This is a genomic window from Legionella navarrensis (assembly GCF_052527415.1).
The window spans coordinates 25566-51717 of the sequence record NZ_JBNVZR010000013.1 but is presented as its reverse complement, the minus strand read 5'-3'; the positions used below and the strand labels follow the sequence as shown (position 1 = coordinate 51717).

Genomic DNA, 26152 nt, shown 5'->3' with positions numbered 1-26152 from the left:
TTGACATTGGCCATACTCAGTTCACCGGTGCTATCGTGGGTTGCCATGCCTTGTCGGTGATGACGATCTGCGAATTTTGAGCAAGCTTTTCCATGTTTTTAAACTGCTCAAGTGCGTTTTCATCTTTTGCGACGGCAGCACGCCACTCGTTACTGTTAACATTCAGACCAGGCAGAGCAGTAATGCGCAACACGCGATCATCAATGTGAATCTCAGACGCGTCACCCGTGACGCCCAGGTCGGTATTAGAAACGTAAGGTGGCGACACCATGTTCATGGCCAGCAGTTTCCTGTACAGAATCATACCGGTGTAATCTTCTTTTAGGCGGGCGATGCTTTCCTCGAGAATGGTATTTGCCTGTTCGGTACCGTTTTTCCAGCCTTTGGCCACATAAAGGCACCAGAGCTTACGCTCCTGTTTGGTTTTGGGCAGCAGGGTCTGGTTGGGATATTCCGGTTTTTTGTAGTCCATCCACAGGTACTGACGCCAGTTAGGCGGTGTAGTAATAAAATGGGCCTGTTTGGACACCTTGTAGGTTCGGTCAGATACCCGGATGTTCTGGGCATCGGCCAGATTAAGCGTATTGCGTCCTTCCAGCAAAACGGGCGGCAGGATGCTGTGCTCAAGAACCAGCGAGTTAAAATCGTATATCATATCGAGGTTACGGGCCTGTTTTGCCAGCTGTTTGTCAATCTGATTGGCGCGCGCGGCCAGACCCGCCTGAGCGCCCAGGCTGAGAGCGATTTCGCGCAAAGCCATTTGCCGGATACGGCTCATTTTGCGTTTGCTGTTGGTTTTTGCCGATTTGGTATTGGCCATTGCCTGCAGACCCGCCAGCGAGTCAGTGTTGCCCACATAAGGCGGGGCCTGATGGCAGGCCACCAGCAGCGCGAGGCTGAGTACGAGTAGTTTAGGAATAAATTTTTGCATAACGTAATTCAACAACCTGACTGTTAGGATAAACGTGAAGGTAGGCTCTGGTTCCGGCCTGATAATCTATGTTGCGTAGAATTTCAGCCAGGCTCTCGTCCCTGATGTTCAGGCTAATCAATATGGGCAGTGAAGGCGACTTGCCCAGCACTCTGAGGCGGAAATTACCCGCTTTGGCTATGCGGGCGGTCAGCTCTTCAATTGGACCCGACCAGTCAACTGATGCCCTGGCCTGCAGGTTATAGGCATTAGGGATAGTCAGGGTATTATCTTTGGTGGGTGGCGTAATCACTTTTTCTACTTTCGCCATTTCCATCATGGAATCGCTGACCGATGAGGCGGCTTCCGCCAGCTTTATGGTGGCATCGTCGCTGGGGTCATTAATTGGAGGTTTCATAAACGTTGTGTTACGACAGCCTGCCAGCAGGAGCAATGTCGCCATGATTATGAGTAACTTTCTGGTCATCTTTATTCAGACTTAGCGGTTCGGTAGATACTAATCTGATTGAAACAGGAAGCAGCCTGCTTTGTCAAGGCAAGGCAGGAACATCTCAGTTTCCAGTCCTTTTTACAGGCAATCTGTCCTAGCCGTGACCGTAAGATAGCGGAGCTTTTATGCTCCTGGTCAGCAGAGAAAATGCCGTAACAGGCGAACCCATGGTTTCCGCTTCCTGACGGTCGCGGTTCGGATAAGTTGTGTAAACTCAGTACTGGACAAAACGGTGGACTGTCATTCCCGCGCAGGCGGGAAGGGCAAATTATATAAAAAATGCCCAATACAGAGGTGTGCTAATGCCAGACATGGGATCTTCATAATTCCTTAAGCTTAGTGTGTTTATAATGTGCACATCTGCCTGCGCAGGGTAACCGTTGTTTTGGGAGTATGTGTCTTGCAAATAGCCACTAATAAAAAAGAACTCAGTCAGTTTATGCTGGATTTCTGTGGTTTCAGCCTTGATCAGGCCGATTATCACCGCGATGTCTATGCCTTTCATCTGCATATCGCGTTTCGCCGTCAGACGGTACTGCAGGCGGAAAAGTGGGCAGCCTTATGTGCCTCACTGGCCAGCGAGCCTCTGCAATCCGACAGTCCGATGTTTGCTGAAGTCATTGCCTTCGCCCAGACGATGGTCGATGAGGTGCAGCAGGCCGAATCGGATCCGGTGGGTGTGAAACTTATCAAAACCGGTTATTTAAGCAAGCTCGATAAGGCACGTAAAAACGCAGAACAGGCTGTTCGTCTGCTGAATGTTGATTCTGACATGTCCGCCAGTATATCGATTAGTATGCTGCCGGCGGGCGATGAATATCAGGATCTTCTCAAGGCCTGGATTGCCCATCTTGATTCGCTGCTGTCCCTGCCTTTTGTTCTTGAGCGGCTGTGTGAGCGGGTTGCGGCTAATACGGGTGTGAATTATGTTCCGCGCAAAAACGCACAAATGCTGACGGCTCTGCTCGACACCATTAGTCAATATAATGGTTCGTCTGAGGTATTTCCCCAAAAAACCATCAATATACTGAAGGTGGTTTTGCAAATCAGTATGCCGCAATTGCCCATGAACAGGCGTCTTCTGGATACTGTTATTCGTCAGCTGCTGCCTTTCCTGTCGCGCTGCATTGAAACCAGCCGCAGGCTGGAGTTTCTTAAAAAAGGCGTTTTACCCGTCGGTAAACCGGAATTATCTGCGGCACGCACTACGCTGCTGGGAACGGCCGGCGTGCACATTGAATCCATTCAGGAGATCATTCAGGACACGCTGTTGCAGCCTGTGCAGCAATGCGTAGGCGCTGTGGCCGACGTAGCGGGCATACTCAGTGCAACAACAGGGCTGGCGGTTACGGACAAGGACCCTGTCGCCCGAATACGCAGTCTCGCTACCGCGTTTACTCATTTTGACCACCTGGCGTCGTTACCCAACCAGATTATGCCGGGCGTGTTACCTCCCTGGCTTGAAGAAACAAGCAATTACTATCAGGGTTTCCGCCAGACCGCCACGGCCTTTCAGGCAACGGTGGCTGCGGCGGCTGAAACAGCGTACAACGGGCTTGGTTTGTTTTACGCCAGGATGTTGTCCTTTGTTCCCGAATCGGTTCGGCGGTACTTCAGCAGCCCGGATGCCCTGGAGCGTCTGCTGGGTGAAGGCAGTCCCGATGGCCGCGAGCTTCTGCTGGTCATTGCGTTTTTCGATTTGGTCACGCAGGCCGGCATTGATGATCCCAGACGTCAGGAACGTCTGTTTCACGCCTACTGGGCAGAGGTTTCGCCGACAGTAACGCCGACCAGGAGCTTTGCCGATTATTGTATTCCGCAGTCTGTGTTGACGCCAAGGCTGTCCCTGGCGAAGTATTTACGGAAAATTGCTCCCAGGAAGGCTGATGAACCGAACTTGACGAACCTTGCCAGCAACCCTCAACTATATAGCCTGATGGCGGTGCATCGTCTTAAAAATATCGAGGTTGAACTGGCCGCTGCCCGTGACAACAATCAGTCGCCGCAGGCCTTATTGAACGAACTGCTGAAAGCCAGACAAGTTTGTAAAGCGTTTAATACGTCTGACGTTTATAAATCTTTTCAGGCTGACTTTCTCGAGCCGGCGATTGCCCGTTGTCTCACGGAGTCTCTGCGGTCAATGTTTTGCCATCAGCTGGAAGCAGTGATTGATAATCCAAGGGAAGATATCTCGGAAGAGATACTAAGCTACAACCATTTACTATCGGATATTTACAGCAGGCTGAAATCTGGCAGCCAGCCGACAATTGAGGATTTCGATTGTCTTCAAGCCTGTTTTCCCGGAGATGAAGACAATCTGAACTCTCTGCGCCAGCTGGCTGAAAACTGTCCGGCAAAACTATTTTCCCCGTATGCGCGTGTACTGACGCCACATCAGCTGGTGTTGACCCAAATGCAGGCAAATTTGTTTCCACCCGTTGAAATGGCCTTGCGTGCGATGCTGGCAGGTCTGGACACGCAGTCAGCCGAATGCAAGCGGTTGAAGAATTTGGTTGGCAATGACAGACCTGAAGCCAGTTTGATCGACAATAAGCTGATATATCTCCGCGCCCTGCGTCGGAACATAAACCTTATCATCAGGAAAATAACGCTGGAATCGTCAGTCACCGCCATGCGTATTACCTCATTAATGCATGAAGGAACCTGGGACAGTGCGAGACAGGCTGTGATGGGAGAGATAGCCAATACGCCCGTCTTGACTCTGACCCGGCAGCTGATGCGTTTTGCCTGGTCGGTGATTCCGGCAGACAGCAACAGACCTGACGATAATTTTTTAAATAATTTTTTAAATTATTGTCTGCAGGGAACGGAGCAAGGTAACCTTTTTAATGCATACACGCAGTTTAATAACGGGCTTGAGGCGCATAATCTTCCCGCACTGATGCCTTTGCTGAGTGATCCGCTGGCTGTCGGTAATCTGCTGCCCAGCCATGAGCAGATGATGGATAGAGTCATGCAGGGCCTGCTCGGCGTTCGGGAACAGGAAAGCGCTCTGGCCTGGGCCGGGAGACTGTTGGCCAGTCAGGCCGGGACGCTGATTTCCAGAATTGATCCCAACCTCGTCATGAATTTGTTTCCCTATCCATTTCTTGGGCGTCTGGCCCTGCAGGCTTTGCAAAGCGAAGATCTTCAGCAGCAGTTGTTTGCGCTGATTGGACAACTGGCCGCGCCCATGCATGGCATGCTGGAAGACCAGGTAGCAGGGCTGGTCGATATGGCCAAGAACCAGTTGTATCCTCTGCTCGGCATCAGTATTCAAAAATCCATCGAAGACAGCGCCCTGCACTATGCCCGGTATCCTTTAGAAAGCAACGACGACCAGCGCGATGCCTTCGCCATGTATTATCTACAGTATCGAGCCATCCGAGACATGAATCCGCTTGCCACGGCCGAAACCTGCGTTACCTTTCTGTTTAAAGCCCGGAAGGACGAGCGCTCTGTGACAGACATGGTGAGAGCCTTCTATGATTTGGATCTGCGCCTGCATCAGGATGCGCCGACACCAGCAATGCAGGAAACGCAAAACCAGCTGCAGTTTTTGATTCAACACCTGAATTTCAGCGATCCACAAAATCATGCCGTGATTCGACTGGCTCTGATCAATCGCTACCTTCTCATGTCGCTTGAGGCATCACAGCAGCGCCAGAATGGCGTCGAGCAACAAATGGAAGCGATAAACGCCTTAAGCGACATTCTTGCAAAACTGCCACAGATTGCTCCATTGCGGGATGAAGACGATGATTACGATGCGCAGCCTTTGCTGCAGGATGCTTCTCTGCAAGTCGAAGAAAATACGCTCGGGAAGCAATATCCACCGCAGCTGCAGAGCCTGCGCCCGGCTGTAAATTTAAGCCGTCAATTGTACTTTGATCGACTGCGGGAGCGTGCCAGAGCGGTTAAAACATCGGTTGAACGTTTCAAAGCCGATAACCAGGCTCGTCAGGAAGATAACAAGGATGAGCCGCAACTAGACCTGACCGTGATGGAGGTAGAGTTCAATAAATCGCGTAATAACTGGCCGAGAATAGCTGTCCAGGTGCTGAGTACGCTATATCAGCTGGCCAGCTTTCTCTCTCTGTGGGCTGCGGTCATTATTCCGGTTGTGTCGGTGGCCACGGGTGCCGCTGTCCTTCAGGCCTTCTTCACCGCGCTTGGCGTGGGTGCGGCGGTCGGTGCGGCAGCGACCATTCCGGGAGCCGTGATTCTGGCTTCGATTTTTTTAAGCCGGGTTATGATTAATTTTGGTCAGGAAATCTGGTCACGCCGACGTGAGTTTGATGACGTACGCGCTGACCCGGCCAGTTCTTCCTGGAAAAAAGCCGGTTTAATCACCCTGATTGGCTTAAAATGCCTCGGTATGGCGCTGTTGAAAGCGGCATTTACAGATCACCTGGTTTATGCGGTGATGCGCTACATCCCGGTTGCCGCCGTACAGAGGGTTCAGAATGCCATGGCCGTGTTCCCAACGCATGATGATCTGGAACGGGAAAATCAGAGCCTGAGCGACCTGGAGAACAAGCTGGATGCCTTCAATCGCTTGCTGGAAAATAACGGGGAACCAGATTTTGACGCAATTGGGCTGGCATTTAACGCTATGCTGGAGAAGATGTATATAGCCCAGACAGAATTGACGGCGGCCAATGATGCGCGTAAGCAAAACCCAGATCATACGAAGCGCTTACAGAACTGCCTTAACAGCTTCACTGAGATTCAAGCCTTATACCCGTCTTTGTCAGTATTGGCAAACGCAAGCAAGGCAACGATGGCGGTATCGGACCAGGCCAGTAGCAGCGAGCCTGTCGAGACTCAAATCAACAGACCGGCAGAAATTGCTCTTCCTGCGGCGCATCCCACGATCATACTGACACCGGAACTGGCAGCAGCCTATTTTGAGAAGGTTAAGGCCGAGGCTCTGGCCAGTGAGGCAGCACAATCCGAGGAAGCGACGGGCTATGTGACACGTCTGGTCAGTGGTTTTTACGAGGCATTGCGTTATGCCGGGCAGATTTTTTCCGGCTGGTACTGGCCAGGCCAGGCTGAGCCATCGGCATCTGCCAGCGCAGTGTCATCGAGCCAGGCCAGCAGCTCTATGTCCTCTTCGTCCAGCATGCTGTCTATGGGAACGATGCTGGCGACTGTAGTCGCTCCATCAGCCAGGGAAACCCAGCAGGCGGCGGATGACTTTTTTAATGAAAGTCTGGCCAGCTTTGTAGAGGATGTTCCTGCTCCTGCTCCCAGTCGTAATCGGTATTCGTTTTTGAATACTCCGCTTAGAGCAGATGGACGTCCTAAACCGAATAAAGGCCCGGAGCTGGCTGAAGTCACCTCCGAGCACCGAATGTAACAATGTGCGTAAAGCCGTAGGTTGGGCCTTGGCCCAACATGGGATTGGCATCCAGGCTAATTGTTGAGCCAAGGCCCAACCTACGGCTTTAGGCTCATTGTTCAATCATTCAGCGCTCCAGGGCGTTGAACTGTCAACAGACCCCGGTTTCACTAATTAAAAAGGTAGATTCATCATGACGATTCGTTATTATGACATGCTGATCGTATCGGACGATATCGCAGAGCGCTATGCTGACTGCATTGACAGTCTGACTCATCTGGATACCCGATCGGCCCGACTCCACGAACTGAAAGGCTGGTCGCTGAATGGTAACCCTGTCTTTGCCGCGGCCAAAGGGGTTGATGATGGTCGCGACAGGGGCAAGGGTCGATTGCTGTTCACCTATGTCAGCGTCAACGGTCAGGTCGGTCTTTGCTGTTACAGGGAGCTACCTGATCACAAATACGATCTAGCCAGGAAAACACACAAATCCTCCGTAAAAACCATGGAGTCTTTGTTGACTGGCAAAAAAATCATTCCGGTCAAAGACAGTAGCGCTGAGCATACGGCCCAGATGAGCACAGAGTCACCGCTTGAGCGCAGCAGCGAGCCGGAAAACCAGCTTAACCATATCATCTATTACCGTGATCGTTTTATTTGTCTGGATGATGCCCAGCAACAGGTATTTTTCGTCAAAAAGTGGCCGTTAATTATGTCCGGACCACCCGGTTCCGGTAAATCCTGTGATGCCCTGGCTCTGTTAAATTCCTGGGTACGTCAGGCGCAGGATGACGGTTTGTTTATGCCAGTGGAAGCGGTCGCCCAGTCGAGCAATGCTCCTGCAATGGATACCGCGCCGCGTTTTGCCTACGTCTCTGAATCGCCCGAACTGCGTCGACGCATGCAGGAGATCAGGCGCAGCCAGCCGGGGTATGGTCTGTTGCCATCGGATCCGGTTCATTTCACGAATTATCGTGATATCCTCCTGGCCGCGGATCCGGGCGGAACCCACGGTAAACGGTTTTTAAGCCGCGAGGAAAGTCGATCGTTTTTCCTTAAAAATTTCAACAGGTTTAAAAAATGCCTGCCGACGCCGTCCAAGGGTAAGAGAAAACCGACAGCAGCTCCAAAGGGGGAAGAGGATGCGTTGCAGGAGTCTTTTTATCAGGAAGGACTGGTGGTTGCCGGTTGCTCTTCGCTGCAGGATTATCTGGCGATTGGAACACGCACATCGCAACTGAATTTTGATGATCCACTGATACAAAAAAGCGTCCGAACCAAATTTTACCAGAGTGTAAAACGACATCAGGATGCGCTGGCAGCAGACCGTTGCCTTGATCCCTTGCTGTATCAGCCGTCTGGCTCCCTGCCTGTCCTGTTTTCCGGTATTACCGTGGATGAAGCTCAGGACTATTCTCCCGCGCAGGCCAGACTGCTGAATCGATTATCAGGTCGTGTCGCTTTTGGGATTGATACCCATCAGAATATAGGCGCTGGCGCATATTATTCTCTGCGGGCCTGGCTTGAGCATGCCTTGCAGGCAGAAACGATTACGCTTAATTATCCTTACCGTTGCCCAAACCACGTGATTGATGCAGCCAATCTGGCTTTATCGCTCAAGCTGGACATTGCCGGTGGTCTGGCTGACAAACACGATTATCCCTTGATAGTTCGCAGCGATGCGGCGCGCGAGGGCTGTCGAAGTGGGCAGGTCGGCTTCAAGTCCGGATTGCCTGTGGGTGAAGAGCTTGAAACCCTGAGACAGGAGATAGCACATAAAGCGTCCGTCGCGATTGTAACGCGCCCGGCACTGGCACCGGAGTTACGCCAGAAGCTGAATCACCCACTGGTCTTCAGTCCGACGGAGATCAAAGGGCTTGAATACGAAGACATCATTGTCTGGGATATTTTCAGCGACAATCGCTTTTATGCTGCCAATAAACACCTCGCAGCATCCTCTCAAACAGCCAGCGCCTCGAAAAAGCCGGTTCAGCATCGTGCTAAGGAAAAAACCGTCAATCTGGCGCTCAAAAACAGCATTACGGCTATGAACGAGTTATATACGACGCTGACGCGCAGCACGCAGCGCCTGCGAATCTACCAGACTGAAAACCCACATCAGCTGGGATACCTTGTCCGGGCCTTTCAGGAGCTGGTTCAGCATCTGAACCAGGAAGCGGTTGATCCGGTTCAAGAGACCCGGCCATCGACTGATGCTGACTGGATGAACCAGACGAAAACCCTGATTCTCCAGGACCGGCCTGAATTGACTCGAATGGCGCAGAACATCTGGGTGGATACACTGAAGCAGCCTCTGACGACGTTTGAAAGCCACCGGCGCAGCCTGTTGGGGCTGCCTCCTGTTGCTGAGCCGGTCAGGCCTGTCGCCTCGACCCGTGTTGCCCGTCCTGTCGCGGTTTCTTCTTCAAGTCGAATGGTACCACCAAAACCCCGCCAGCCGGTGCTCAAACCTGCGCCTGTAAAAACGGTATCCGTAGCGAGAAAAGCAGTACCCGTCGCGTCGTCGACAGCGAAAAAAGAGGACTATGCACCTGCCACACTGGTTAAGGCCATTACGGATGGCAATGTTGTAAAAACAAGAAAACTGCTGGCAAAACCCGGTAATCACGCCAATATGCTTGTTGAAGATACAAAAGATTGCCTGCTGATTCATGCCTGTAAAGTATTTAAAGCGGATAATAAAATCATACAGCTTTTACTGGAGAAGGGAGCCAGTGCCAACAGTGTGAAATACAGGCGCAGCTCGGCATTGGTGTTTGCGGCGATTTACGGGAACACCAAAACACTGGAGCTGTTCAGGCAGCACAAAGCTGATTTTAATTTGTCTACGAACAGCATGTCCAGCCAGCTTTCCATGCTGTTTGCCGCGTCGACCATTACCAGACAAAGACTGGAAAACGCAAAGTTCATGATAGATAACGGTGCCGATGTCAATAAGGCCATTGAGGTGCTGAGTGCGGTCATACCCTATGCCGCTGAATTTTTAAGCGATTTTCTGGCGACTGGGATCTGGAATCCGGATAGTTTTGATTCCACCCGGCAAAACCACGTACTTAGCTACATTATCGAGGGTAACATTCCAGCTCTGGCCAGATTTATTGCAGAAAATGGCCCTGACTTGTATGTTGGCAACGGCTGTCCGGCACTGGTATTTACTGCCTCGGCCGGCACACCGGAGATGCTGGAGTTTTTTCTGACTCGCCCCGGTATGGATGTTAATGTAAGAGACACCGTTGGTAATACGGCGCTGATGGTTGCCTGTGGCGCTGAGCTTCGCGAGCCCATTTATAGGGAAGGAGAAACGAGGTATCTGCCGATTGTCAAACTCCTGCTGGCTTATGATGCAGATATCAATCTTGTCAATGATGAGGGTAAAACCGCTTTGATGCTCGCGGAGGCAGCAGGGATGCCGAGAGTTGCTGATTTGATATTGGCGCAGGCGCAGTTCAACAGCCTTGGCAGCTCCATAGGGAGCGTGCCGCGAAGGGCAGGGGCTTCCATGCAGCGGCCTGTTTCCCTTGTTCCTGCAACGGGAGGCAGTACGGACGGGATTCTGTCTTCACTCATGCAGGCTGCCCGCAGCAATCAGGATGGGGTTATCAGTGCTCTGGAATCCTTAGCGCCCGGTGCCTCCAGCGTTGTTTCTCCCGAGGACGTGTCAAGATTGTTTGGCGTCGATACGCATGGACTTTCACTGAGATTGACTGATTGCGGCAGCTTTTTTAAACCAACCGGTTTGCCGGCCATTGCGCCGCCCCGCTCGCAGCCAGCCTCATCCTCGCAGGTGGATGACGTATCGTCTGACAGTGAAGATGAAAAGCCAGCTTTTCGATAACATGCTTAATGTACGCACAGAGCCGCTCCCTTCTCCGTTTCCATGGAGAAGTGAGTCTGTTTCGTGCCTTGGCCTAACGCTCTTTTTTCTCATACAGAGCATAATAGACCTGCCCTGCTTTTTTTGCTTTACGCTCAAGCCAGATCGTCTGATCCAACTGCAGCGGCGAAGGCGATTCGGTATACAGCAGCCCGCCGGGTTTCAATACCTGTGACGTTTCGATGCGCTGCAGACAGTGCGTCATGGCATCACTGGCAAAGGGTGGATCAAGAAAAATCAGATCATATGATACGTTCGTTGTTTCCAGATACCGCAGAGCGTCTCCTGACAGCACCTGGATAGCCGGTGATTTAAACGATTCAGCATGACGTTTCAGAGACTGACAGGCAACCTGTGAGGCCTCCACCAGCAGCACCTGTGCCGCCCCACGCGACAAGGCCTCAAATCCCAGGGCACCACTGCCGGCAAACGCATCAAGACAATGCGCACCACGTACCTCAAACATCAGCCAGTTAAACAGCGTTTCCCGCACCCGATCCGGTGTTGGCCGCAGGCCCTCAATATCAGGAAAGCTGAGCTTTTTACCGCGGTACAGACCGCCAATGATGCGAACGTGCTGGTTCATGCCGATTTGTCTGATTTGGGTTTTTCTCCCCCTTTGGCGGCAGAAGGCTCGGCGCCGACCGATACCAGCAACATGTCATTCTGTTGAATATGGCTGTCGAAGGCTTTTTTAATGTCCGCCACGCTGACGTTTTCAACACGGGCTATATAGGTATCGAGATAATCCTCTGGCAGATTATAAAAGCTGGTACGCAGTAAAATGCTGGCGATATCACCGTTACTGGCCAATGAGAGAGGGTAGCTGCCCACCATGTATTGCTTTGCAGCCATCAGCTCTTCCTCGCTGGGCCCACTGGCCAGAAAACCGGCCAGTGTTTCTTCGGTCACTTGCAGTGCTGTTGACGTCTGACTGTTTTTGGTCGACAGGCTGATGATAAAGGGGCCATCGCCGGGCATGGGAATAAACTGGCTGCTGATACCATAGGTCAGGCCACGTTTTTCGCGGACTTCCTGAGACAGGCGAGAGGTCATTGAACCACCACCCAGGATGTAGTTACCTACCATCAACGGAAAATACTCGGGATCGTCATGACTTATGCCAATCTGCCCAAGACGCAGGCTGTTCTGCGACGAGGGATAGGGTACTATCACATCCTCCCGGCTGCGCTGGCGATTGGCTTTGGGTATGGCCGCTGCGGGCTCGCCCTTTTCCATGCCCTGAGTCAACTGCTCCGCTATCTGGTGAGCCTTGTCGCTGTCAATCGCGCCAGCCAGCACAATGACCGCATTACTGCCTGCGTAATAGCGTTTGTGAAAATCACGCACCTGCCGGATGGTCAGTGCGCGCACGCTGTTGGCATTACCGTTAATGGCATGAGCGTAGGGGTGGTTTTGGTATAGTTTGTTAAAAAATACAATGTTAGCTACGCTGTCAGGCGACTCCTGCTCTCTGGAAATAGCAATCAGCTGCTGATTTTTCTGGCGATTGAAGGCGTCCTGGCGAAAAGCAGGTTTGTTGATGATCATGCTCAGAGTATCTACAGCCTGGTTCAATGCATCAGGTTTGGTCAGCGTTTTAAGCTGCAGCACTGTCATGTCACGGCTGGTTTCACTGTTATACTGAGCTCCAACGTCGGCCAGTTTTTCTGCCATTTGTGATGAGTTCAGGCTGCCACTGCCCTGATTCAGTAGCTGAGCGGTTAACGCGCTGATACCGAAGGTATTGCCATCGTAGGCCGAGCCGGCGGCGAAAGCGACATTGATATACAGCATGGGCACGTCCATGGCTTTATAGAACACCACACGCGCTCCCTTAGCCGTTTGCCAGCGTTCTGTCTTGAACTGCGCGGCACAGGCGCCGTGATGTATTGAAAAGGCCAGCACGGCCAGGGTTATCAACCATTTTTTCATTGTTTCACCTCAGGTTGCGCTATAGGTATTAAGGATGCCTCAGTCAGAGCGTTCTCAGTAAAGTAGCGTTTGGCTACGTCCTGAATCTGTTCCGGTGTAATCGCGTCGATACGTTCCTGGTATTTATCGGCTGTCTGCCAGCCAAGGCCAACGGTTTCCAGCAGCCCCAGCTCCATGGCCTGGCCAAAAATGGAATCTTCTTCAAAGGTTTTCTGTGCAATAATCTGCAGCTTGATCCGCTTCAATTCGGCTTCCTTGACTGGCGTCTGCTGCAGTTTTTTTATTTCACCCAGGACACCTTCCTTGAATTGAGCAAGGCTGTGGAAACGGGCTGGAGAGCCATAAAAGATAAACTGAGTCTGGTAGCGGGAGTACAGGTTGTAGTAGAGATCGGCGCTGCTGGCCAGCTCCCTGCCACGAACCAGATTGCTCGCAAAGCGTGAGCTGTCCCCTGCATCCAGGATACCGGCAATCACTTCCAGTGCATAGGGCTCCCATTCCTTTTGTGCCGTTTTAACACTGGGCACAGTGTAGCCAAACATCATCAAAGGCATGGCAGCCGGAGCGTGTACCTGCACCGATTTGGCTCCCATGGCAGGCGGTTCTGTCTGCTTTTTGCGTACAAACTGAGGACGTTTTCCGATGGGAGAGAAATACAGTCTGGCCAGTTCGTGCACGTTGTCAGGATTCACGTCGCCAACCACAACCAGGGTGGCATTATTGGGTGCGTAAAAGCTCTGATACCAGGCTTTTACGTCTTCAATGCTCATTTGCTGCAGGTCGCTCATCCAGCCAATAATGGGATGATGATAGGGATCAGACAGATGAGCCGTAGCCAGATAGCGCTCCAGAGTCAGCGATTGCGGGTTGTTGTCGGTACGCATCCGCCGTTCTTCCTTGATGACTTCAATTTCTTTCGCGAATTCATCCTTGTTCAGCAACAGATTCTGCATGCGATCCGCTTCGAGCTCCAGACTGACAGGCAACTGCGAAGCGGCGATTTTTTCATAATAGGCCGTGTAATCGTAATTGGTCATGGCATTTTCCTGCCCGCCAATGGCGGCAATTTTTTTGGAAAACGCACCCAGCGGCCAGTCGCTGGTTCCCTTGAACATCATATGCTCCAGCGCATGAGAAACTCCGGTCAGGCCCCCTGGCTCATCCGCCGAGCCTACGTTATACCAGAGCATGGTTACCGCCACCGGAGCGCGATGATCTTCCTTGACGATGATTTTCATACCGTTGTCCAGCGTGAACTGCTGCACCTCGGCCATGGCCTGCCAGGACAGCATTGACAGCAGAATTGTAAAGACGAAACGCATGGATTAACTCCAAAGCAAAAAAGGTGGTAGAATTCCATATTTTTCCGGATTTGTATATATAGCTATGATTAAATGGTTCAAGCGAAATCAAGACAACACGAACGATGCCAACCCGCCTGAGGTGGATGAGCAGACCGTCCCCGCGCCCGCGCCCATCGTTGAAGAGCCGCAGGAAAAAACGGGCTTGTTTGCCCGCTTCAAACGTGGTCTGAGCAAAACCCGTCAACAGCTGGGAGACAGCGTCAGCCGCCTGCTGCTGGGACGTAAGGCCATTGATGCCGCTGTGTTTGAAGAGCTGGAAACGCTGTTGTTGAGCGCTGATCTGGGTGTCGCCACGACACAGACTATTTTACAGGAGCTGGAGCAGGGGCTGGCGCGTAAACAGCTTCTCGACGGCGACGCCGTGTTTGCTGCCCTGAAAGAGCGACTCAACCAAATCCTGCTGAATAACGTCAAACCACTTAATCCCGAGCCATCGGGCGGGCTGCCGTTTGTTATTTTGACCGTGGGCGTGAACGGAGCGGGCAAAACCACCACCATCGGCAAGCTGGCCAGAATGTATCAGCAGCAGGGCAAAAAAGTCATGCTGGCGGCTGGCGATACCTTTCGTGCTGCAGCCGTTGAGCAGCTTCAGGTCTGGGGAGAGCGAAATCACATCCCCGTGATAGCACAACAGGCCGGCGCCGACAGCGCATCGGTTGTCTATGATGCTCTGCAGGCGGCCACCGCCCGCGGATACGATGTTTTGATCGCAGATACTGCCGGACGCCTGCACACCCAGGGCAACCTGATGGAAGAGCTGAAAAAAATCAAACGAGTGATGGGCAAGCTCGATGCGAACGCACCCCATGAAACCATGCTGGTTCTGGACGCCAGCATTGGACAGAATGCCCTGAATCAGGCCCGTGAATTTCATCAGGCGATCGGTTTGACCGGAATCACCATGACCAAGCTGGATGGCACGGCAAAAGGCGGAATACTGTTTGCTATTGCCAACGAATTAGCGATACCATTTCGTTATCTGGGTATGGGTGAAAGTATCGACGATTTACGTCCCTTTGACGCGGAGCAATTGGTTAGAGCACTATTTAATGATGATTAAATTCAATCAGGTCAGCAAGCGGTATCCCGGCGGTTTTGAGGCGCTCAGCCAGGTCGATTTTGAACTGGAGCGGGGTGAGATGGCTTTTCTTACCGGTCATTCTGGTGCTGGAAAAAGCACGCTGTTAAAATTAATTGCAAAGCTGGAAACTCCGTCTTCAGGACAGCTTATCGTCAACGGCACGCATTTGAACCAGCTTCATAAAAAAGCAATTCCTGCCTATCGCAGCAGTCTTGGCATCACGTTTCAGTCGCCCAATCTGCTGCACGATCGCTCTGTGTTTGAAAACGTAGCTCTGCCGCTCGATATTCAGGGCATGGCGCCGGCGATGATTGCCAAGCGTGTACACGCAGCTCTGGATATGGTTGGTCTGCTCAGCAAGGAAAAAATGCTGCCCCGCCATTTATCCGGAGGTGAGCAGCAGCGCGTTGGTCTGGCCAGGGCTGTAGTGCATAAACCCGCTCTGTTGCTGGCGGATGAACCAACCGGTAACCTTGATCCGGGGCTATCGTCCGAAATCATGAAAATTTTCGAGCAGTTTAATCAGGTTGGGGTCAGCATTCTCATCGCTACGCACGATCTGGCCTTGATTGCTGGCATGCGTCATCGCATTATTATGCTGAAAGGAGGGCGTTTATGCTGAATGCGCTGCGTGCTCAGGCTGCCTGTCATCTTCAGGCCGCAATGAACAGCTTTAATCTCCTTTGCCGCCGCCCGCTGGCGACCATGATGACGGTTATTGTGATTGCAATTGCCCTTACTCTGCCTACGCTGTTCTGGGTGTGTACCGACAACCTCAGGCAAATGACGGCAGACTGGCAACAGGGTGGTCATATTTCACTGTACCTGAAATCGCCTCTGACGGCTGCCGAAGAGCAGTCATTTCTTGAACAGGTGCGGGCTGTTGAGGGCGTAGGCAAGGCTACTCTCAAAACCCGGGCCGAAGGCCTGGCCGAATTACAGAAACAGGAAGGCATGCAGGATATCATGGCCTATCTGCCTGATAATCCTCTGCCGTCAGTCATCGATGTTGTGCCGACACCAACCGTCAACGATCCCTTGAAATTAAAGCAGCTGTTTGAACGCCTGAAGGTGCTGAACCAGACGGAACAGGCCAAACTGGATATGGAGTGGATCAGTCGTCTGCATGCCATCACGGGTTTTGTTGCCAATATTGCCCATGCAGTCATGGCTCTGCTGGCTTCGGCAGTGGTTTTGATTGTGGGTAATACACTGCGGCTGGCTATCCATAACCGTCATGAGGAAATTCAGGTTTTAAAACTGATAGGCGCCACGGATGCCTATATTCTTCGCCCATTTTTGTATACAGGGGTATGGTATGGTTTGGCAGGAGCCGTTTTTGCGGTATTATTCGTTAATATTTTTATGCTGAGCGTAGCGCTGGCGGTCGATGAACTGGCATTGGTGTATCACATGCACTATCCTTTACTGGGTCTTTCGGTCAAACAGGCGTATATGATTGTGCTGGTTGCGATTTGTCTGGGCTGGCTGGGCGCGAAATTATCCGTCAAACGACAGCTTGGATTGATTGAGCCTTATATGTAATATGGGCGTGTTAACGGAGTCGACTCAATACAAAAGAGATAATCGCAATGATGGCGCTTCGTGATGTATGTTTAAAAGATCTGTACTCATGTGCGTAAAATTTGATATAATTGAACATTACATGCCTTGTGTTTTTAACTGGAGAGAGTCGTATGAGTAAAGCACTGCAACTGGCATCGTTAACTCTTCCGATTGGCAGTCTTGATGCCTATATCTATCAGGTGAATCAGATTCCCATGCTGTCGGCTGAGGAAGAGCACCAGTGTGCCGAGCGTTTTCAGAATGAGGGTGATATCGAAAGTGCCCGCCGTCTTGTATTGGCGCATTTGCGCTACGTGGTCCGGGTTGCCCGTGGCTACCTTGGTTATGGTTTACCTCTCAATGATTTGATTCAGGAAGGCAATCTTGGTCTGATGAAGGCCGTTAAGCGTTTTGATCCGAGCATTGGAGTGCGTCTGGTGTCCTTCGCGGTTCACTGGATCAAGGCTGAAATTCATGAATTTGTTTTGCGCAACTGGCGTATCGTCAAGGTGGCGACCACTAAGGCACAAAGAAAACTGTTTTTTAATCTGCGACAGATGAAAACCCGTCTGGGCTGGCTGAGCAACGAAGAAGTTGATGCGGTCGCCAGCGATTTGAACGTACCCCGCGAAGAGGTTGTCCGTATGGAACAACGCCTCAATGCCATGGATACGCCTTACGATGCCCCTTTGTCCGATGAAGAAGAAGACAGTTTCAAGTCACCGGCCCACTATCTGCACGATCATCGCAGCGATCCGGCCTTAATCATTGAGGCGGAAGACAGAGAAGCACAGGGACGCGACGACTTATACGTGGCGCTCGAGTGCCTTGATGAACGCAGCCAGGATATCCTGCAGCAGCGCTGGCTAAACGAGGACAAGGCCACTCTGCACGATTTGGCCGCCAAATACGGTGTGTCGGCAGAGCGGGTGCGGCAGCTGGAAAAAAATGCCATGAAAAAACTACGGCAATCAATGGAAATGGCACTGGCATAATGAGCGATAATCCGTCGTGGCGCCCAAAGCAGGCTTTCGATGTTTTCTTTTTTGACTGCGACAGTACCATCACCCAGATAGAAGGCCTGGATGAGCTGGCAGAACTCAACGGCGTGGGTGCCGAAACCCGGGCTATCAGTCAGCGCTGCATGGATCGCACGGGCCTTAATCCTGAGGTTTACAAAAAGCGACTGGATCTGGTCAGGCCAGATAAACAGCAGATGACCGTGCTGGCCCAACTCTATCTCCAGGCAATCTCACCCGATGTGCAGGACACCCTTAATGTGTTACGTCGCCTCGGCAAACGTATTTATATTTTGTCTGGCGGTATCAAGGAAACCATTATTCCGCTCGCTCTCTCACTTGGCATGACTGAAAATCAGGTGCTGGCGGTTGATCTGTATTTTGATGAGCAGGGCGGCTACAGAGGCTTTGACTCGAGCAGCTATCTTGTGCAGTCTCAGGGCAAAAACAGGCAGATTGCCACGATTGTGCCCGATACACAGCGAGCCTTCCTCATGGGGGACGGATTCAGTGACTGGGAGGCGCATGCCTCTGTTGGCCGCTTTGCCGGCTATGGTGGCGCACAGAACCGTCCCTGGATCAGGGAACATTCTTCATTTTACATCGAAACAGCCAGTTTTCTGCCTGTTCTGAATCTGGGCCTGACCGAAGCAGAAGTATCATTACTACTGCCTCAGGAGCAGGTTTTGTATCAGCTGGGCGCCAGCATGATTCAGCAGGGCCAAGTGTTGATCAAAAACTCCTGATTCATTGAGGCATACTGGTGTCTTGTGCATTATTAATATCTAATCCTGGGGTAGGGTGGGCAAAGGAGCGACAGCGACGTGCCCACCAGTCATTGGCACAGTGCACGACCATGGTGGGCACGTCGCTACGCTCCTTTACCCACCCTACGGCAGAATTGAATATCGAGAGAGCACCAGTCTACCAGGGTGCAAACAAAGACATTGTATCGTCATCATCTTCCCTCTCATCCGGAGTGGCCGATGAACTGGCTGCCTGGCTTGCCGGTGGCTTGTAGTCCGGTATGGGCTCGATGTCTGCAATGGGATGAAACATGATTGCTGGCTTAACCGTGCCAATGGGAGACATTCTTAGAATGGCGTTAATCTGGTAGACCAGTTTTTCTGAGGTCATCATGGATAGGTGGCCATGCGTTGTCTGCAGCTTAATAAGTGATTCAGGATGTTGCTCAACGTAGGCAGGAATATGCGAGCGTCCGTCGCGGACAATGATATCATCACCGCCCACCACAAAATAATACTGGCTTTTGGAAACGAGAATCTGTTCCTGAAGATCCGTTAGAAACCTGTTGTCTGGTTTCATTTCTTCAACTGACATGGAAAACTCAGCGAGTATGGGCAGGGCCAGATCGGAGCCTGAATAAGGTGTTCCCAAGCCAAACTGCTTACGAACCCGGATGTTATTTTCTATTGCCAGATTCTCCGCAAACCAGGCATTAACGAGTCCTCCACGGGAATGCCCAATCAGATCAACAACGCCACTCTTGTTAGCCTGAATTTTTGCCAGGAGCTGATGAGAAAAAAACTCAATACTATTCCCCTGAAAGCGCCCCTCAAAAGACACAAGATAGATGTAGCGGATATTGGTCGGCAGGTCCGTCTTGAGTAAACGCTTCACTATTTTTTTAAACGCGCCGGCCCGATCCGCTGTTCCGTGTACACAATAGATGTCGATGGGTTCCTCGATTGTTGCTCTTTTTTCATCGTACTGCGTATTTTTATAAACTCTTTCCTCTCCGCCGGCAGTCAGCCAGGCCAGGCTATGCGTCAACACACCGGTATAGCTGGCCGGGTTGCAGTCTTTGATTATTCTCCCCATCCTGGAAAGCATAGTGTCCATCCTTAGTTTAAACGGTCGAGCAGTCTTTTCCTTGTTTCTTCATCCACGAAGGCAGCGTTCAGCGCCATGCGGGTAAAATTCAGCATGGTGCTGTCAGAGAACTGGTGGAACTGCTGCACACGGTCGTACTCATTACCCAGCGTTGTATTAAAAAACGGCGGATCATCTGAATTGAGGCTGATGGAGATGCCGGCATCCATGAGCTGACGCAGGGGATGACTGGCCATGTCCGGGAACAGACCCAGTGCAATGTTGCTCGATGGGCAGATTTCCAGTGCGATGTTTTTGTCGAGCAGACGGGCGATGGTTTCGGGAGAATGCATGGACATGACGCCATGACCAATCCGCTGAATGGGCAGGTAATCCATTGCTTCCATCATACCGCTGGCTGGTGCAAACTCACCCGCATGCACGGTGCAAAACAGACCGCCTTCGGCTGCAATCTGATAGGGTCGTTCAAAAAGGCGGGGGGGGAAATTGAACTCGTCTCCTCCCAGGCCAAAGCCGCCGATGCAGGGCACGGTTTCCTTCAGGGCCTGACTGGCAACCTTGATGGCTGAATCAACACCAAAATGGCGCACAGCGGTAATGATGATACGCCCCAGGATGCCGTGCTTTGCCTGCGCATCACGGATGGCCTGATCGATGGCCTGCAGGTGTTCGCTGGATGGAATGCCGCTGGATTGTTCTGCGTGATCAGGCGAGTACATCATTTCAACATAGATACCACCGGCTTCGGCACAGGTTTTCAGGTAGTCGTAGGTGAGATCGTAGTAATCGCGAGGGTGTTTGATGACAGCGGCGACGGCATCATAGGCCTTTAAAAAATCAGGAAAATCCTTGTAATTATAGGATTTGCCATCGGCGGAAATTAATCCCTCCGGCAGACTGATGTTGTTACGCTGGCCAATCTGGACGGCCAGATGCGGTGGGATGGTGCCTTCGAGATGCACGTGTAATTCAGCTTTTTTTATGGTCATTGCGCTTCTTCCAATGGTAACTTACAGAAAAACCCGATAAAATTGCATTTTACGCAGAATGAGCAGATTCAACAATGAGTATGAACGATATTGATAAATCTTATGTTAGCCCATACGACAGGTTTATGTATGCCTTTGATCGCGATCATGAAAAATCAGAGTCGCAAAAAAAGGAAATCAAAAAACACGAACGTATTGCCAGATTGAGAGACAACGCTGTTCCACTGGATAAACAAGAGCCAATCTGGACTGAGTTTTAATTTAAAAACCGGCAGGGTGGGCAAAGGAGCGACAGCGACGTGCCCACCACGGTTGTGCGCTGTGCCAATGCCTGGTGGGCACGTCGCTGTCGCTCCTTTGCCCACCCTACCCCAGGATTGAATATTGATAAGGCACTAGCCAATGACGGCATGCAGCCCTTTGTAAGCCAGAATGGTCAACAACGATGCCACTGGCAGCGTCAGTATCCACGACATAAAAATATTGCGAATCACAATCAGGTTCAAGGCGCCGATACCACGTGCCAGACCGACCCCAAGTACCGCACCAACCAGAGTCTGAGTGGCCGATACCGGAATACCGGTACTGGTAGCAACCACGACGGTGGTTGCCGCAGCCAGGGTCGCGGCAAATGCACGGCTGGGCGTTAATGCGGTGATAGAACTTCCCACCGTCTCAATGACCTTGCGGCCATAAATCAGCAGACCAGATACGGCACCGGTGCAGCCCAGCAGAATAATCCATGACGGATAGTTATCGACGGCCAGCGATTGTCCTGGGTTTGTCACCAGACTGTGGATAATCGTTAATGGGCCAACAGCCAGCGCGATATCGTTTGAACCATGCGCAAACACCATGGCACAGGCGGTAAGCGCCATTAAAACGGCAAAATATTTCTCAACCTGCAAAAATTTCTCGCGGCGTCGAATGTGCGGTGTCTCGGGAATATGCTTGATTATCAACATGCCAATTGCCGTGATACTGACGCTTGTAGCCAGTGTAACCGCCAGATTCTGCTTTAGATTTAATTCAATCCCAAAATGGTTCAGGCCCTTGAACACCGTAATAAAAGACAGAATGGAACCAACCAGGAAGAGGTAAACAGGGATATACAGCTTGGCTTTTTCCAGTGGGTCGCTTTTAACAAAAATGGTCTGTTGAATACTGATGAAGAGGATGTAGGCTGTGACACCGGCAATTAAGGGGGAGGTAACCCAGCCCATGGCAATGCGTGTGACCTGATCCCAGTGAACAGCATCCGTACCCAGAACAACCGCTCCAAAGCCCACCATGGAGCCAACCAGTGCGTTGGTAATCGACACTGGAACGCCAAGGTAACTGGCCATGTTCATCCAGAACGTGCAGGCGAGCAGTACGCCGAGCATGCCTTCCACCAGAATAAGCGGCTGATCGTGCAGCTGACTGCTGTTGATGATCCCATCCCGCATGGTTTCGGTGACACCGCCGCCGCCCAGAAATGCGCCGGCAAATTCAAACACAACCGCAATGATCATGGCCTGTCTGACTGTGACCGCTTTGGAGCCCATGGTGGTGCTCATCACGTTGGCCAGGTCATTGGCGCCAACACCCCATGTCATAAAAAAACACAGTGCGACAGCAATACAAAGTATGACGAATGAATAATCCATAGAAAAAATTACCGCGCTATTAAAATTTGAAGTCGGCTGCCAACGGTCTGGGCATGATCAGCCAGATCACCGACCCATTGTACCAGCTTGTAGAGAAACATGATGTCGATCGCGGGCAGGTCTTTTTCAAGCTGAAAAATCCGCTGGCGGATATCAGACAGCTTGTCGTCGCTGACGTGTTCGATGTTATCGAGGGTGACGATCATTTCTTCAACGATTTTGACTTCGCTGCCACGAAACCCGCTTTCAAGCAGTTCATCGAGCTCATTAATGGCCTTGCATGCCTGTTTGGACGCATCAAGGCTGCAGCTCAAAAAAGGCATGAATACGTCGGCCAGGGGGGCCGGCAGAATCATTTTGCGGCTGAGCACCAGCTGGGCGATGTCTTCGGAGCGATTGGCAATACGATCCTGGGCGCTTAGAAGTTCCAGCAGATCAGTGCGTGATACAGGAAGAAACAGGCCAGTGGGGAGGTGCAGGCGCAGGTCTCGCTTGATGAGATCGGCTTCTTTTTCAAGCGCTGCAATCTTATCATTGATTTCAGCGGCGAGTTTCCAGTCCTGCTTTAATGCGGCCTCAAAAAATGGCAGCAGGTGCTTGGCACACTGGTAGGCTTTATAGATATGTTGTTCAATGGGCTTGATGGGAGAGGGCCCGAACATATTAAATATGCTTCCCATAATTATTCCACTGTTGTTGTGGTGACTTTGGGCGATTATACACTTCAGCAGCCGATTTGTATAATTTACCTGTGCCTGACCGTAAATATTTGCCTGAATCAAGGCTTTCCAGCCTTGATTATTTCTGGCACTATGAGCCCCCATATTTTGTAATCAACAGGGAGTAATATTTTGAATAGATGGATGTTTTTAAGTACGAATGTGTTGTGTGCCGGTGTCTGCCTTGCAGGCAGCATGGGTGCTGTTGAACCGGATTTAATGCATGATGGTTTTTTTCTTGGACTTGGCGGTAATTATAATTCCATAGAGCTTACACAGAAGTCCTGGGGGCAGGGTATCTCCAATATTCAGACCAGTACAGGTTCCAATTCTAACGGAATAGCCCAGGGAACCGGTGCTCCGTTCCATAATACGGACAACACATTTGCACCAGAAGTGCAGCTTGGTTATTTTAAGCATTTCGCAGGGACTGATAATCTCTTTGGGATTAAATTTTCCTATCAATATCTCGGAGCTACGGCAACCAACTCCGATCTGTATATTCCACAGACAGGAACGATGGTCAGCAGTACAGGAGCAACCAGTTCACTTTACGGTTACGTGATTGCTGATTCTGTTCAGGCAACCACCAGTCATGAAATGTCTCTGCTGGCGTTTATTGGGCGCTCTTTTGGTAATAAATTTGTGTACCTGGGAGCCGGTCCTTCCTTATTTAACCTGCGTTCAAAGAACTATTATTCCATCGGCTATGCTGACTATGAAGGTGTGACAGTCAACGTGACCGGGCTGGTCAGTTATTCATCCCCGACGATCTGGGCCTGGGGTGGCGCCGCTCAGCTGGGTATGACGTACTTCATCAGCCCTACCTGGTTCGTGGATGCATCCTACACCTATGCCATGACAGGCAACAACGAAACGCCGCACAAACAGGCTTTCACCAATTCATCCAGTGTGGGTTCAACCGCATACACGACGTCAGGCACTTTATTCACCAAAGATACGATGCGTGTAGGTACTCAGGCATTAACCCTGTCTATCAACAAGGTTTTTGATCTATAAGCGCCGGGATTGAATGTTAATGAGGCACTGGCAGCAGGTTGGGCCAGGGCCCAACAATTAGCCTCGATACCTTAAGTAATTTTGGATAAGATTTTACCAATCCTACGTCCCGCGACTTGTTCGCGGGATCCATGAATCTTGCTCTGTGCGTAGATTTCTGGATCCCGCGAACAAGTCGCGGGACGTTGGAGGATAGGATTTTATCCTTAAGGTAGTGCCATTAGGCCAAGGCCCAACATGCTGCGTTAAATCATTCGACGCTCTAATGCTGCTCAAAATAGCTGGGCGGTACACCATAGATAGAGCAGGCCATGGTCTGGCAGGTTTGTTTTTCCCATTCGCGGTTTTTGAGAATATCAACAGTATTTTTGTAACCCGCCTCCATGCGGTAATCAATGGCAGAGCGCACAAAATTATAATCCTTGAAGGAGTGGGTGTAGGGCGTTCCCTCGTAAATAACGTGTACCACGCTAAACCGCTTCGCGTGCCCCAGGGCGAGAATTTGCTGAATCTCCGGATCATTGCGTAGTTTTGCCGGTAATTTTTTACCCAGATATTCAATCGCTATCTGCAGGTTTTGGCGACTGGCGTACACATTGGTTAAACGGCGGGAGTGGCTGGCGTAGCGGATATCCTTTTGCCGCTCTTCCATCTGATCCATATTTTTGGGCAGTTTCCCCTGCAGCTTGAAACAATCGACCACGAAACACAGCGTGTCCAGCTCAGGCAGAGCATCCATCACCGTAACCAGAGGCGTATTGGCGTAAATACCACCATCCCAAAAATAATCATCGCCAATTTTGATAGCTGGGAAGCCAGGTGGCAGCGCTCCGCTGGCCATTACATGATCCGCTGTGATTTCCATTTTCTGATTGTTGAAAAAAATCATCTCACCCGACACCACGTTTACTGCGCCAAGACAAAGCGTCACTTTTTTTTGATTGATTAAATCAAAATCAATCAGATTTTCCAGCGTGTTTTTCAACTCCGATGTGTCGTAATAACTCAGCTTGTCGGGTGTATCTTCCGAAAAGAGAGTTGGCGGTGGAAATCGTGGTTTGAAAAAGCCGTCCAGTCCACACATCAAGGCTCGCATCGCTCCCATCCGGTTGTGCATGTGATGGGTGATGTCGAAACTTGTGTAATCATCCATGAACATATCCGTCAGCAGCCGCGGCGTAATCAAATCCCAGAACGCATGCAGTTTTTCCAGGTGCTTCTCGCGTGGATTTCCGGCAATAATCGCGCAGTTAATGGCGCCAATGGATACGCCGGCCAGATAATTGGGGGTGTAGCCGTTTTCCTGTAAGGCGCGGTAAGCACCGACCTGATAGGCTCCCAGAGCACCGCCGCCCTGGAAGACGCAGGCTATTCTGTCGTAGTGCTGTTTATGCTGGAGAGTATTCTGAGATTTGGGTCTGTTAATCAGCCCCATGGCTTCCGTGTGGTGTTTTCCCTTTTTGACTCGGCTCATTTCCCTGCCTCACTCCGTTTGACTATATGTACATAGTATAGACTGAAGTTTTGATCAGGTATAAGCCGCAACAGATGCCATAAGCAGAAAACCTATGATGACGTAGCTGAAATCACGCAGATTGCAGCAGCGTTCGACCATAACGCAGCGTTCGAGGCCGTGCAGCGTACCGAGGTACAAAAACGTACCGGCAGACGCAGCAATGAGAATGGGATCAAACAGGGAATGGGTTTCGATGCCATGGTCAAAATACCAGCCAATAAAGATACCCAGCGGGGTCATCATGCTGAAGCTGATAAAAAATAACAGGCTGTTCCGGCGGCTGAGCGAGCTTTTGTTTAACTGCATGGCGATGGCAAAGCTTTCAGCCCATTTATGAATAATAATGGCGATAAACAGCATGATAACCAGCGAGCGGTTATGGTTCAGGCCAAGCGCCGCCCCCAGCATGAGCGAGTGAATGGACAGCATGGCCCAGGCCAGGATTGCAAAGGCCGGATGATTGGTTTCATGGTGGTGGTACAACTCCTTACCCAGGTGTTCAAACCATAAAAAAAACAGAAACACGGCACCGGTGATAATGAAGGCATAGGGATAATGGAATCCCATCTGGTTGAATTCCGTATTGGCTTCCGGCAGCATGTGCATGAGGGCCGCTCCCAGAAAAACACCGGTCGCCAGCGTTTCGCCGATCGGGAAGTCAAAGTGCTCACCATCAGAGCTGGCTCTCTTTTTAAAGGGGTACCAGCCAGCCAGCAAAATAATGGCGACAATGATCAGAGCAAAAATTAATTTCAATGAGGCGGCCGTGGCCAGCAT

At 51.1% G+C, this 26152-nt stretch carries 20 protein-coding genes; 9 read left to right on the top strand and 11 right to left on the bottom strand.

All coding sequences use genetic code 11. The features are described from left to right. Nucleotides 1–16 precede the first annotated feature (16 nt). Both ACQUTA_RS08950 and dotD read right to left on the bottom strand, forming a co-directional pair. On the bottom strand, nt 17–931 hold the full coding sequence (locus tag ACQUTA_RS08950) for a type IV secretion system DotC family protein (protein ID WP_444987897.1): 915 nt from the start codon (nt 929–931) through the stop codon (nt 17–19). Then, nucleotides 912–1373, bottom strand: coding sequence for a type IVB secretion system lipoprotein DotD (gene dotD / locus ACQUTA_RS08945; protein ID WP_444987896.1), 462 nt, complete (start codon nt 1371–1373; stop codon nt 912–914). Before dotD ends, ACQUTA_RS08950 begins: the two co-directional genes overlap by 20 nt. Nucleotides 1374–1821: 448 nt before the next feature. On the opposite strand from dotD, the gene ACQUTA_RS08940 reads away from it, so the two are divergent. Both ACQUTA_RS08940 and ACQUTA_RS08935 read left to right on the top strand, forming a co-directional pair. After that, nucleotides 1822–6786 carry a hypothetical protein gene (locus ACQUTA_RS08940; protein WP_444987895.1) on the top strand — a complete coding sequence of 1655 codons (4965 nt, stop codon included), beginning with the start codon at nt 1822–1824 and terminating at the stop codon, nt 6784–6786. A gap of 175 nt (nt 6787–6961) precedes the next feature. Beyond that, the gene (locus tag ACQUTA_RS08935) at nt 6962–10624 is read left to right on the top strand and encodes an ankyrin repeat domain-containing protein (protein WP_444987894.1); all 3663 of its coding nucleotides are present in this window, start codon (nt 6962–6964) and stop codon (nt 10622–10624) included. Between the two features lie 73 nt (nt 10625–10697). On the opposite strand, the gene rsmD is transcribed toward ACQUTA_RS08935, so the two are convergent. Genes rsmD through ACQUTA_RS08920 form a run of 3 tightly spaced genes read right to left on the bottom strand, consistent with a single transcriptional unit; the run spans nt 10698 to nt 13920 of the window. Further along, complete coding sequence (gene rsmD / locus ACQUTA_RS08930; protein WP_444987893.1) at nt 10698–11249, bottom strand: 16S rRNA (guanine(966)-N(2))-methyltransferase RsmD; 552 nt, start codon at nt 11247–11249, stop codon at nt 10698–10700. Continuing rightward, nucleotides 11246–12598, bottom strand: coding sequence for a M16 family metallopeptidase (locus ACQUTA_RS08925; protein ID WP_444987892.1), 1353 nt, complete (start codon nt 12596–12598; stop codon nt 11246–11248). The genes rsmD and ACQUTA_RS08925 overlap by 4 nt, the downstream gene beginning before the upstream one ends. Then, nucleotides 12595–13920 carry a M16 family metallopeptidase gene (locus ACQUTA_RS08920; protein ID WP_444987891.1) on the bottom strand — a complete coding sequence of 442 codons (1326 nt, stop codon included), beginning with the start codon at nt 13918–13920 and terminating at the stop codon, nt 12595–12597. Before ACQUTA_RS08920 ends, ACQUTA_RS08925 begins: the two co-directional genes overlap by 4 nt. Nucleotides 13921–13984: 64 nt before the next feature. Here ACQUTA_RS08920 and ftsY point away from each other — a divergent pair, with 64 nt between their 5' ends. The 5 genes from ftsY (at nt 13985) to ACQUTA_RS08895 (ending at nt 18374) form a co-directional block, all read left to right on the top strand. Beyond that, on the top strand, nt 13985–15022 hold the full coding sequence (gene ftsY, locus ACQUTA_RS08915) for a signal recognition particle-docking protein FtsY (protein ID WP_444987890.1): 1038 nt from the start codon (nt 13985–13987) through the stop codon (nt 15020–15022). Next, entirely contained in the window at nt 15015–15665 is a 651-nt protein-coding gene (ftsE, locus tag ACQUTA_RS08910; protein WP_444987942.1) for a cell division ATP-binding protein FtsE, read from the top strand. Before ftsY ends, ftsE begins: the two co-directional genes overlap by 8 nt. Further along, entirely contained in the window at nt 15659–16588 is a 930-nt protein-coding gene (gene ftsX, locus ACQUTA_RS08905) for a permease-like cell division protein FtsX (RefSeq protein WP_444987889.1), read from the top strand. The genes ftsE and ftsX overlap by 7 nt, the downstream gene beginning before the upstream one ends. A gap of 152 nt (nt 16589–16740) precedes the next feature. Continuing rightward, nucleotides 16741–17604, top strand: a complete 864-nt coding sequence (gene rpoH, locus ACQUTA_RS08900) for an RNA polymerase sigma factor RpoH (protein WP_444987888.1) — start codon at nt 16741–16743, stop codon at nt 17602–17604. Further along, the gene (locus tag ACQUTA_RS08895) at nt 17604–18374 is read left to right on the top strand and encodes an HAD-IB family phosphatase (protein ID WP_444987887.1); all 771 of its coding nucleotides are present in this window, start codon (nt 17604–17606) and stop codon (nt 18372–18374) included. The genes rpoH and ACQUTA_RS08895 overlap by 1 nt, the downstream gene beginning before the upstream one ends. A 178-nt stretch (nt 18375–18552) precedes the next feature. Here ACQUTA_RS08895 and ACQUTA_RS08890 read toward each other — a convergent pair whose 3' ends face one another. Next, on the bottom strand, nt 18553–19482 hold the full coding sequence (locus tag ACQUTA_RS08890) for an esterase/lipase family protein (RefSeq protein ID WP_444987886.1): 930 nt from the start codon (nt 19480–19482) through the stop codon (nt 18553–18555). A gap of 11 nt (nt 19483–19493) precedes the next feature. Then, entirely contained in the window at nt 19494–20471 is a 978-nt protein-coding gene (locus ACQUTA_RS08885) for an adenosine deaminase (RefSeq protein WP_444987885.1), read from the bottom strand. A gap of 74 nt (nt 20472–20545) precedes the next feature. Here ACQUTA_RS08885 and ACQUTA_RS08880 point away from each other — a divergent pair, with 74 nt between their 5' ends. Then, entirely contained in the window at nt 20546–20731 is a 186-nt protein-coding gene (locus tag ACQUTA_RS08880; RefSeq protein ID WP_444987884.1) for a CBU_0585 family protein, read from the top strand. A 135-nt stretch (nt 20732–20866) separates the two neighbouring features. Here the strand turns inward: ACQUTA_RS08880 and ACQUTA_RS08875 are convergent, their stop codons facing one another. Together ACQUTA_RS08875 and ACQUTA_RS08870 are read right to left on the bottom strand one after the other, a co-directional pair. Continuing rightward, on the bottom strand, nt 20867–22120 hold the full coding sequence (locus ACQUTA_RS08875; RefSeq protein ID WP_444987883.1) for an inorganic phosphate transporter: 1254 nt from the start codon (nt 22118–22120) through the stop codon (nt 20867–20869). Between the two features lie 8 nt (nt 22121–22128). Continuing rightward, nucleotides 22129–22800, bottom strand: a complete 672-nt coding sequence (locus tag ACQUTA_RS08870; protein ID WP_444987882.1) for a TIGR00153 family protein — start codon at nt 22798–22800, stop codon at nt 22129–22131. A gap of 171 nt (nt 22801–22971) precedes the next feature. Between ACQUTA_RS08870 and ACQUTA_RS08865 the strand changes: the two genes are divergently transcribed. Continuing rightward, the gene (locus ACQUTA_RS08865) at nt 22972–23859 is read left to right on the top strand and encodes an outer membrane protein (protein ID WP_444987881.1); all 888 of its coding nucleotides are present in this window, start codon (nt 22972–22974) and stop codon (nt 23857–23859) included. 262 nt (nt 23860–24121) lie between these two features. Here the strand turns inward: ACQUTA_RS08865 and ACQUTA_RS08860 are convergent, their stop codons facing one another. Next, nucleotides 24122–25333: a patatin-like phospholipase family protein gene (locus tag ACQUTA_RS08860; protein ID WP_444987880.1), complete on the bottom strand. Its 1212-nt coding sequence runs from the start codon at nt 25331–25333 to the stop codon at nt 24122–24124. A gap of 54 nt (nt 25334–25387) precedes the next feature. Then, nucleotides 25388–26149, bottom strand: coding sequence for a ZIP family metal transporter (locus ACQUTA_RS08855; protein ID WP_444987941.1), 762 nt, complete (start codon nt 26147–26149; stop codon nt 25388–25390). Nucleotides 26150–26152 lie beyond the last annotated feature (3 nt).